We start from the raw sequence: 8,674 nt of genomic DNA, 5'->3' as shown, positions 1-8,674 counted from the left end.
CTTATTAAAGACGGTGACTTACCCTTTAATGTCGTGGGCTCACTTAAACTTTCAGAGCAAAAAGCATTACTGGAAATTCCATCCCGTGAATTTGAGCCGGTTAGCGGAAATGGCCTTGAAAACGTCAAGGTATATCGCACCAAACTTTCCGTTTATGGCCAGGAGATGACCGTTTTAGTTGTTCGCAATCCGGCGCTTTTAGTCGGTCAGATGCAAAGTATAACAAGGGTTTTAGAGATTTTAGACATCAAAAAATATGCCCTCGGGGGGTAATACGTTTCTATCCCCTGAAAGTCTTGTGGTTACTGGGCTGAGGGGTTATTGTAATCGTTATTTCGTAAACTCACGCTAGGTTTGACAAATAAAAGGAAAAGTGATATATTGTCCTTACCGAGTAAGGATGCCTGGTCCTGCTCGGATAGAGCCTGTCCGGATAAACAAAAGAAAAAAATATTAAAAGCCATTGAAAGAGCGCATCCAAAAAGGCCGGAGAGCCATTGCGAGTGTACAATGTGATAGGGCAAAGAGCCACTGATAAGCGTACCATTTAGGCCTTGGGAGCCACTGATAAAGCGCACAATAAGGCATAGTGCCATAAAGAATGTACCAAATAGGCGATAGAGCCACTAATTAGAGCGCCAAAAAGGGTGAAGTAGAAAATGATAACTGAAAACATTAAGTTTAATGGGCAAGAGGCTAAAGAAACCAGGCTAATAAAAAGTACATCCAAACGCCAGATCACTATACCCAAATCTTTTTTTGAGCTTCTTGCGCTTGAGGACGGGGTTACTTTTGTGGCCCAACTTTATGATGACGGGGTCTTTTTGAAGCCGTATAAGACGGAGAAAGAAAGCGTTCGTGATCAGGACAGGAAGCATATTATTCATCAAGTATTTCGTGAGGGATATTCCGAGGAAGAATTAATAGAGGAATTAAATTATCGCCTTAAAAAATACGATGAATTTATGGCTCGCCGGGTGCAAGAGTTCGAAAATGATATTGCGGGAAGTAGCGACGACGTGGTGGGTGACGGACCGGAGGCTGGTTCTTTCAATGGATTGGACGTTTTCTTCAACAAAGAAGCTGGAACGTCTCCTTAAGAGTCTTGAGAAAAAACAAAAGGCGTTACTGGCAAGTTACCATGAACAAGTAGGAATCATTGTCAAAAACCCCAAAGATGGTTCAATTCTCCACGGGGATCTATCTAGTTACTTTAGTTGGGACTGGACCTTTTCAGGTGTGTCACTTCGGATCTGCTACAAGGTTGTTGAAACGGACAAGCATATTTATCTGGTATATTTTGGTTCTAGAGAAAATTTTTATAGAGATCTTAAAAAATATATATTTAAGTAGATAAATGTTAATTTTAGAGGCAACTTTTTTATCAGTAGCCTTTTTATTTTCGGTATTTATACCATCGTCGGCCTCCTGCTCCACGCGGGTTATGTTAAGAATAATAACGGCTATGCCCGCACTCAGGACATCACCCAGGCCGGCATCCATAATATATACCTTAATGACCTCCTTAAAAAGGGAGAAATCGAACGTATAAAAAGAGGCCTATACCGCTGGATTGATATGGAAAACACTGTCGGGTCTGCCCTGCTCGATTTGGCAGGCACGAAGTAAAGATAAATAGCAAGGAGAAAACCATATGTGACTTTAGGGGGGCTTACATTGCAACATAAGATTATTACGGAGCATTCCAACCAGCTTCACCAATTGCTGGTGTCGGTATCCAGGCATCTTTATGTGACCGGAGACGGGTTTGTTAAGTACCAGGAAAAGCCTGCGGAAGTCAATATAAAAAACCTCCCCAAAACCGGCAGGGAGCGCCTGGTATATTACGTGCTGCGGGACCACTTCAGCGGCAGTTTTGTCTTTCAGGTCGCATCCACCAGGTCGCTGGCTCCTCTGGCGGAATTTTTGCATTTGGCCTGGAGGGAGGATGCCGGGGAGAATAAGTATTTATGGGGGATGCCCGATTCTTTGTTAATACCCAAAAACATTTCTTCCCCCGGGTTGTACAGGGGAGTGGAAAAGCTGGGAATAAAGCCGCTAAACCCTCCAGCGGCTTTGCTTCCGGAATCAGAATCCTGAGGGATATCGAGGAAAATCTTTATTTCCTGATGGGGAGGACCGTCGATCATACCCTTGCGGGAATCAACAGGTTTAGACAGGAAGTATACCGGTACTTGATAAAGCCTTCATATCCTGACGGCAAGTTTGGCCTGTGGAAGGAGAACCTGCCCGCCGGTCATCCTAAGAAGCCCCCTGGTACTGAGGAATTTATGCAATATTTTGCGGCCGAAGCCGGAGATGACGGAGGACTCCCTTTAATCGACCTGCCGGACAAGCCAGTAATGAAGCGCAGGGGAAAAAGGACCGGGCAGGATGGAACCGAAGTGAAACCATTTTCGGAAGAAAAGTTGTCCCGGGCACAGGACCTGATCTACGAGGCCTGGGAGATGTTGGACAGGGACGTGCGACTGGACATAGCCCGCAAGGCGCTGTCCATGTCCCCATACTGTGCGGACGCTTATGTCCTGCTGGCCATGGAAAGTGACTTTCCCCGGGAGGCGCTGGAGTTTTATCAGAAGGGTGTCCGGGCGGGACGGTTGGCCCTGGGGGACAATACGTTTAAAAAGTATGCCGGCCATTTCTGGGGATATATTGAGACCAGGCCGTATATGCGTGCCCTGTACGGCCTGGCGGAGACCCTTTGGAAGGTGGGGGAGCGGGCGGAGGCCATCGTTCATTTCAGGGAAATGCTGAGCTTGAATCCCAACGACAACCAGGGAGTGCGCTATAAGCTGGTAAACTGTTTGCTGGCTGAGGGACTGGACCGGGAAGCCGGACAACTGCTGGCTGAAAACGCTGATGAAAGAACCTGTTTTATGGCATACAGCAGGGCGCTCTGGTTTTTCCGGACACGGGGGGCCGGCAGTGAGGCAAACCAATACTTGAAAGAGGCTCTGCATTCAAACTGCCATGTGCCGGAATACCTGCTGAAAAAAAGTTCCTACCCCTCAGGGAACCCGAGTCTTACAGCTGGGGGAGTCCTGAGGAAGCAGTCATTTATGTCTATGATGCCAAAGAGGCATGGGAGAAAACCCCGGGCGCCCTGGAATGGCTGAATGGTACCGGTTGTTGAAATATTGCCCGGGAGAACCAAAGGGAAGGTAATACCCTTTAAAAAACCGACTGTTTAAGAAAAGCAAGTTTTCTCTTTTTGCTGTTAGAAAGATGTATTGCAACTGAAAAAAATTCTTTAATAACAGAAGGAAAATGGCCGGCACTTTGTTTTTCAAAAAAAGACAGCCCCGAAATTCTCCTGATTGCTTCTTCCGATCAAAGGATACAGTATTTAACGGACCTCATCGGCGAGTACTCCCTCCCCCTGCGGACTGACTACTTCGCGTCCCTGCTGAGGGCCATTGTGGGGCAGCAGCTTTCCGTCAAAGCGGCAAAAAGCATCTGGAACAGGACCGTCCAAACCTGCGGCGGGGCCACACCGGAAGCCGTGCTGTCCCTTGACGAAGAAACTCTGATAAGCGCCGGGCTGTCCAGGCAAAAAATCATTTATATCAGGGATTTGTCCCAAAAGGTGGTCTCGGGGGAGATCGTCCTGCCGGAGCTTGAAAGGCTCGAAGACAACCAGGTTGTCAGCCGTCTCACCAGCGTGAAGGGGATCGGGAAATGGACCGCGGAGATGTTTCTCATTTTTTCCCTGGGCAGGCCGGATGTCTGGCCCCTGGATGACCTGGGGCTGCGGAGGTCCGTCAAATGGCTTTTTAATTTCACACTTTTGTCTTAATGGTTTGTCATTCGTTACACACGTTTAGCCATGTTCTTTGGCAAGAATTAAACATAAATTATCTTGAAAAGATAGGGCACCTTTTTTCTCTGCCGCCAACATAACCTGCTCTAGTTCTGGTTCCACAAGTATAATTCCAAGTTCAACACAAGCACCCTCATCGATTTCGTTAATTTCACTTAAAACAGGCGTAGCTAAATATATTTGACCTACATGAGTATAAATCAATTTAATGATTGTCCTGTCACATTTGTAGAAATCGATGAGAATGTTAGCATCCAGTATTAGAAAATGCCTCTTTTTTGTCCCCATTTGTTTACACCCATGAAGAAACTATTTCCCGCATGGCTTCAAGATCCAGTCTAAGAATTTCTGCTCCACGGCTCATGGTGATTTCATCTTTTTCAATAGCTTTACGAACCAATCTAGATAAACGATCTTCAATAAAGTGTGATGGGGACAGGGAGTCTGGTTCCTGGGAACGCAATACTTCCGGCGATTGTTGAAATTTATCCGGGGATAAAGCTTCCGGTTCATCCGCAATACTCAATGTTTTACCAGTTCTCAGCTTATAAGCACTCTGAAATTTTCTCCATATAGAATTCCCTAGACTTTCAGAAAGGCGATACAGGACAGTTTTGTAACCTGAAATATTCGCTTTACTTTAAAAACTCGGTCGACAAAGGACAAGCCGTAAGTATCGTTCCATTCCGATTCAAAAGCTTTTTCCGGCATCAAGAAATGGGAAGCAAAGACATTTGCTTCAGTTTCCTGGTCTTCGTCTTCAGCACTTTCTTCTACGTTGAAGGCATCCAGGTGAAGAAGTAAATGCCCGAGTTCGTGAGCGGCGCTAAAAATCCATCGCTCAACGGAAATTCGTTCCCAAACATTAACGATAACAGCAGGGCCTCCATCTTCCTCGGCAACAGATAAGCCAAAGAAACCGTCTGACACAAGACTTAGAGGGTACACTTTTATTCCGCTTGATTCAAGTAAACCGGCGATATCGCGGATAGGCTCTTTTTCTTTGAGCTTCAATTTTTTTCTTGCCTGTTCGGCTGCATACTTAGCTCTGTCATCTCCTCCAGGCATCGAAGACAACTTCCTGGTAAGATCTTTGAATCGATAGTCTTTGCGGTCATTTAGTAATATTTCCAGGTAATTAAAATCATCAAGCCATCGTGCTACTTCGGTTAAAATGTTGTCCCGGCTGGTCATCTTTTTTGATGCTCGAAATCTGACTTTCTTTAAGGTGCGGACCGGAACGAACAAGTCCTGGAGTTTTACTCCAACACCGGAAGCAATATTTTGTAAGGTTGATACTTTTGGGGTTGAGTTGCCGTTTTCAATATTCCGGTAAGCAACCCTTGAAATCCCGGCAAGCTCGGCTACCTGGGATTGAGTCCAACCCTTTGCCTCGCGAATCCGGCGAAGGTTCACGCCAATAATTTTTTGATCCATATTCACCACCCTTTATTTTTATTATATACATAAAAACAATATTTGTATACGTGATAATTAAACTTGTCAAAAAATAATTCCGGTATATAGTTGACTTTGACCAGCCGGTATCCATAATAAACGATTAAAATCATCTCGGAAATAGGCAAAACCCGATTTGATGACGGTCTTTTTTTCGCATGGCACCCTTTCCGGAGGCCAGCAACAAATGCTCGCAATGGGACGGGCTCTGATGGCTTATCTCGGTGTGGTGAAGGCTGTGTGAGTTTGGTGTGTTAATAGACCAACCCATGGAAAAAGGAAAGTATATTTTTAAGCTTTACTGAAACGGATAAATATTACGGAGGTTATCAAATTCTCATAACAATTATCAGTAGTTTACCTGAAAATGAAAAAGCCACTCGCTGGAAAACAGAGGGGCTTTTTTTAATTTATAATGCAGGATTTGTCAATATATTGCCGAAAAAGGAAAACATGTTTAATAAACAAATAAAATTTACTCCCAACCTGGAAAAAAGAATTTGGTGAAGTTCTGCAAAATAAACCTACAACCGATGGAGTGAAGTTCTAATGAAAACTGCTCTGCTTGGTGGTTGTACAACATTACATCAATGTGAGGAAACGTTAAATAAACTGGTGGAGCCAGGTGAGCTGTTAGGAAAGATCCCTATAACAGCAGTGGACTGGCACGTGATTACCAATGCTTTTAAAAAAATTCTTGCAAAATGCGGTGAGAGTGATGGTACCTCAAAAATATGGGCCAATTATCCTACCTGTGCGGCACTTTACCTGATACAAGCAGGGATCTGGCTTTACGAGAAGGGCGAATTCTGGCCCAAGGTATACGAAAATATAAATATCACCCAAAGAACTTATCTAACTTGGGCCCAACGCTTCATTGCATTTTTAGAAAAAAACAAACTTCCCACCTTTTCTGATACCGGGGGTTACCGTTACCTTACCCCCATCCTCGGGCACGGAGGCATCCCCACTTATTGTCTGCCTGATTTTTTTAAATATGTTTTGTCCCGGGCGATTCACAGCACAGAAGTGAGCGGAGACGACATCCTGAACGATTTAGCTGATACCACTCGTTTCTTTGTTGATAAACCTGTCCAGCGATTCTTAACAAAGGGCGGAGATTATGCTTTCGACTTTGTCCACCGCTGCATGGATATGGCCCAAGAATTCCGCTCCCGCCAATTGGTTGCCCCGGAGCACGTCGGTCTACCAGCGCGCATTGTAAATCATTACATTGATTGGGCACAAAAAGAGGTTGCCGTCGGCAGCGAAAGCGATGGGCATTATCTCCGCAGCCCCTCCCTGCAGTACCAACCCTATGAGCTGGGCATTGTAATTAACTTACCAGCCCAAAGCCTAAAAGGATGGGTCCAGACTGCGGAATGGAAAATCATCTCCGACAAAGGGTTTCTTAAAAGAGTTAGGCACCCCATCCGGTATATTGGTAGCAAGTCGGAAATCCCGGAACAAGAACTCCCCCTTTTTCCGGCAGAGGAGTATCGAATAACTTTTCTTGCAGACAACACGGAGTTACGAACCTGGGTGTTACCTATCCCCAAAAATAAGCCTTTCCGGGCCTTTCACCCGGATAACGGCAGGCTCATCCGGACCGAAGGTATAAGCGGCGAGGAGACCTGGCTGGTTTTACAGCACGGCTGGACCGTACAAACCGGGGAAGTTAAAGTAATTGAGGAGTTTCCCCCCTGGGTACCCCCTGGAGGGACTACCGGGGCATGCTTGTCCAATTCAGTAGATCTCCTCAACTTACCTTACGGGGACCCAAAGGGGAAACCCTGACTATGCCCGTTTTAAACAAACTGGTGAAGCCCCGGCTGGTGGGGGGGGAAGTCTTTGCCCAAAACGAAATGTTCGACTGTCAAATCTACTCCAATGAACTACCCTATATCCGTTTTCCCCACCCCGTCGACGGTCAGCCCGCCAGAAACTGGTGGGACAAGTGGTCCGTATCGGTTGATTACAATGGGGAAACAGGGCTATCCCATTTGTTCCAGGTTTCCGACTACCAGGAGCAACTCTCAATAAAAGAGCACTACTTTTTACTTCCTTTAGGCTCTCCGAACCTCCTCCACAAAAAGGTTGGTCGCATCAAGTTAAAAATCAAGGGTCCTATTGGGTATGATGCAATTCTTCAATTCATCGCCTTCCCCCCCATAAACTTCCGGTTACTCGGGAATAACCTCTGGCCTGTAGGTATGACAGGTAGCCCGAATATCAAGTTTCTTTGGACAATGCCCAAGCAGTACGGATTAAGCCTTTCAGCTGCTAGCAGCCGGGCCCTGAATGAAAAAGATACAGATCGGGGCTATAGGCAAACCACAGGCGAGCTACTGGCCAGTGCTTTGAACATTGCAGGGGAGTTACATTGTGGCCCTTCCGAGTCCTACGGCTTCGTAAAAGATGCCCGACAGGTTCGGTGGGGCTGGGTTGGGCTAGATCAAAGGGGAACGGTCCAGTGGGAGACCTCCGTACGTAAGATTAATTTGTTGGATTGGGAAAACAACCCGGATACGACTTTAGTTATCCAGTTTACCAATGAGATCAGTTCAGCTTACCGGGGAGAAATAACTCTTCGGGACGTTACCCGCAAGGAGCTATACACCGTGGTATTTGATCTTTCTAAAACCAAGTACCACAAGTTTACCCTGTCTCGGTGGCATGATGCCGTGGCTGCATCACCGTCTCCTACCCTTCGCTTCTTAATCCGCATTTTTGAAGGAAACACGTTGCTCACTGAGTTTTGCCCGGCGGAAGTTGTTAAGAAATGGGAAGTCACCAACCTCCAGGTATTACCCGAAGACATGAGGGGCTGTAGTTTCTCAACGTGCAATGTCTTTTGGGAAGAAAGCTTTCGTATTATCGGAAAAACGCTCAGAGTATGGTCGGTCTGGCGCCCCTGGGAGGAGCCACGGACCTTCGAAATCGGCGATAACGACCGTGCAATTGGGATTGAACTATCATCTGATGATCTAAACCCGGCATCTATCGTTTTGAAATCGCTCAGTCACCGGTCGTGGACGAGTTTTCTGAAGACCCGGTGGTAGGCTCCTTTCCCGTGGACACTCACGTCTGTGACGTAAAAGTAAAAACCACTGAATGGCACCAGTACCTGTTGAAATTACCTGAAGATGTCAGTGGGGATTTAGAAAAGTACCTGGCGACAACTTACCCGAATAAAACTTTCAATAATTACAATCACCATTTCCAGCGGGATCAAATTAATATCAAGCACGCTAGGAGGGTGTTGAAAAAACCCCTTTAAAACCCTAATTTTACTTCTTTCAAAAAATAAAATTTACATTAATTAACAGTAGTGACCCACTTTTTTTAGATTTTAAGACGAAAACTAATATTTTT

General features: G+C 45.7%; 13 protein-coding genes and 1 pseudogene. 10 read left to right on the top strand and 4 right to left on the bottom strand.

Features of this window, described 5'->3' with window-relative positions; all coding sequences use genetic code 11:
- The 3 genes and pseudogenes from P378_RS19815 to P378_RS15350 all read left to right on the top strand — a co-directional run.
- Positions 1–264: pseudogene (locus P378_RS19815) on the top strand (IS1634 family transposase); the annotation flags it as partial.
- A 395-nt stretch (positions 265–659) separates the two neighbouring features.
- Complete coding sequence (locus P378_RS15355; protein ID WP_099083867.1) at positions 660–1,100, top strand: AbrB/MazE/SpoVT family DNA-binding domain-containing protein; 441 nt, start codon at positions 660–662, stop codon at positions 1,098–1,100.
- The gene (locus P378_RS15350; protein WP_338013941.1) at positions 994–1,353 is read left to right on the top strand and encodes a type II toxin-antitoxin system RelE/ParE family toxin; all 360 of its coding nucleotides are present in this window, start codon (positions 994–996) and stop codon (positions 1,351–1,353) included. Before P378_RS15355 ends, P378_RS15350 begins: the two co-directional genes overlap by 107 nt.
- Here P378_RS15350 and P378_RS22220 read toward each other — a convergent pair.
- Complete coding sequence (locus P378_RS22220; RefSeq protein WP_180261131.1) at positions 1,243–1,503, bottom strand: hypothetical protein; 261 nt, start codon at positions 1,501–1,503, stop codon at positions 1,243–1,245. The two genes, P378_RS15350 and P378_RS22220, sit on opposite strands and share 111 nt — an antisense overlap.
- On the opposite strand from P378_RS22220, the gene P378_RS24325 reads away from it, so the two are divergent.
- The 4 genes from P378_RS24325 to P378_RS15335 all read left to right on the top strand — a co-directional run bounded on the left by P378_RS24325 (position 1,384) and on the right by P378_RS15335 (position 3,817).
- On the top strand, positions 1,384–1,629 hold the full coding sequence (locus P378_RS24325) for a type IV toxin-antitoxin system AbiEi family antitoxin domain-containing protein (protein WP_420796015.1): 246 nt from the start codon (positions 1,384–1,386) through the stop codon (positions 1,627–1,629). The genes P378_RS22220 and P378_RS24325 overlap by 120 nt on opposite strands.
- A 48-nt stretch (positions 1,630–1,677) precedes the next feature.
- On the top strand, positions 1,678–2,100 hold the full coding sequence (locus P378_RS22215; protein ID WP_238473301.1) for a hypothetical protein: 423 nt from the start codon (positions 1,678–1,680) through the stop codon (positions 2,098–2,100).
- 95 nt (positions 2,101–2,195) lie between these two features.
- Positions 2,196–3,137 carry a tetratricopeptide repeat protein gene (locus tag P378_RS22210; protein WP_238473300.1) on the top strand — a complete coding sequence of 314 codons (942 nt, stop codon included), beginning with the start codon at positions 2,196–2,198 and terminating at the stop codon, positions 3,135–3,137.
- A 95-nt stretch (positions 3,138–3,232) separates the two neighbouring features.
- Complete coding sequence (locus P378_RS15335) at positions 3,233–3,817, top strand: DNA-3-methyladenine glycosylase family protein (protein ID WP_099083865.1); 585 nt, start codon at positions 3,233–3,235, stop codon at positions 3,815–3,817.
- 24 nt (positions 3,818–3,841) lie between these two features.
- Here P378_RS15335 and P378_RS15330 read toward each other — a convergent pair whose 3' ends face one another.
- Genes P378_RS15330 through P378_RS15325 form a run of 3 tightly spaced genes read right to left on the bottom strand, consistent with a single transcriptional unit; the run spans position 3,842 to position 5,278 of the window.
- On the bottom strand, positions 3,842–4,129 hold the full coding sequence (locus P378_RS15330) for a hypothetical protein (protein WP_207654064.1): 288 nt from the start codon (positions 4,127–4,129) through the stop codon (positions 3,842–3,844).
- Between the two features lie 4 nt (positions 4,130–4,133).
- On the bottom strand, positions 4,134–4,367 hold the full coding sequence (locus tag P378_RS22205) for a hypothetical protein (protein WP_238473299.1): 234 nt from the start codon (positions 4,365–4,367) through the stop codon (positions 4,134–4,136).
- Positions 4,368–4,423: 56 nt separating this feature from the next.
- Entirely contained in the window at positions 4,424–5,278 is an 855-nt protein-coding gene (locus tag P378_RS15325) for an XRE family transcriptional regulator (RefSeq protein WP_238473298.1), read from the bottom strand.
- 570 nt (positions 5,279–5,848) lie between these two features.
- Here P378_RS15325 and P378_RS15320 point away from each other — a divergent pair.
- Genes P378_RS15320 through P378_RS15310 form a run of 3 tightly spaced genes read left to right on the top strand, consistent with a single transcriptional unit; the run spans position 5,849 to position 8,579 of the window.
- Positions 5,849–7,096, top strand: a complete 1,248-nt coding sequence (locus P378_RS15320; RefSeq protein WP_099083864.1) for a hypothetical protein — start codon at positions 5,849–5,851, stop codon at positions 7,094–7,096.
- 2 nt (positions 7,097–7,098) lie between these two features.
- The gene (locus P378_RS15315) at positions 7,099–8,361 is read left to right on the top strand and encodes a hypothetical protein (protein ID WP_099083863.1); all 1,263 of its coding nucleotides are present in this window, start codon (positions 7,099–7,101) and stop codon (positions 8,359–8,361) included.
- Positions 8,331–8,579, top strand: coding sequence for a hypothetical protein (locus P378_RS15310; protein ID WP_143338515.1), 249 nt, complete (start codon positions 8,331–8,333; stop codon positions 8,577–8,579). The genes P378_RS15315 and P378_RS15310 overlap by 31 nt, the downstream gene beginning before the upstream one ends.
- Positions 8,580–8,674: the final 95 nt, after the last annotated feature.

It is taken from the genome of Desulforamulus profundi (assembly GCF_002607855.1).
This window is presented reverse-complemented; position numbering and strand designations above follow the sequence as displayed.

Excerpts from the sequence above, each read along its gene's own strand:
- P378_RS15315 (WP_099083863.1), top strand. The coding sequence starts at position 7,099 with ATGCCCGTTTTAAACAAACTGGTGAAGCCCCGGCTGGTGGGGGGGGAA.
- P378_RS15320 (WP_099083864.1), top strand. The coding sequence starts at position 5,849 with ATGAAAACTGCTCTGCTTGGTGGTTGTACAACATTACATCAATGTGAG.
- P378_RS15330 (WP_207654064.1), bottom strand. The coding sequence starts at position 4,129 with ATGGGGACAAAAAAGAGGCATTTTCTAATACTGGATGCTAACATTCTC.
- P378_RS15355 (WP_099083867.1), top strand. The coding sequence starts at position 660 with ATGATAACTGAAAACATTAAGTTTAATGGGCAAGAGGCTAAAGAAACC.
- P378_RS15350 (WP_338013941.1), top strand. The coding sequence starts at position 994 with ATGATATTGCGGGAAGTAGCGACGACGTGGTGGGTGACGGACCGGAGG.
- P378_RS15325 (WP_238473298.1), bottom strand. The coding sequence starts at position 5,278 with ATGGATCAAAAAATTATTGGCGTGAACCTTCGCCGGATTCGCGAGGCA.
- P378_RS22220 (WP_180261131.1), bottom strand. The coding sequence starts at position 1,503 with ATGGATGCCGGCCTGGGTGATGTCCTGAGTGCGGGCATAGCCGTTATT.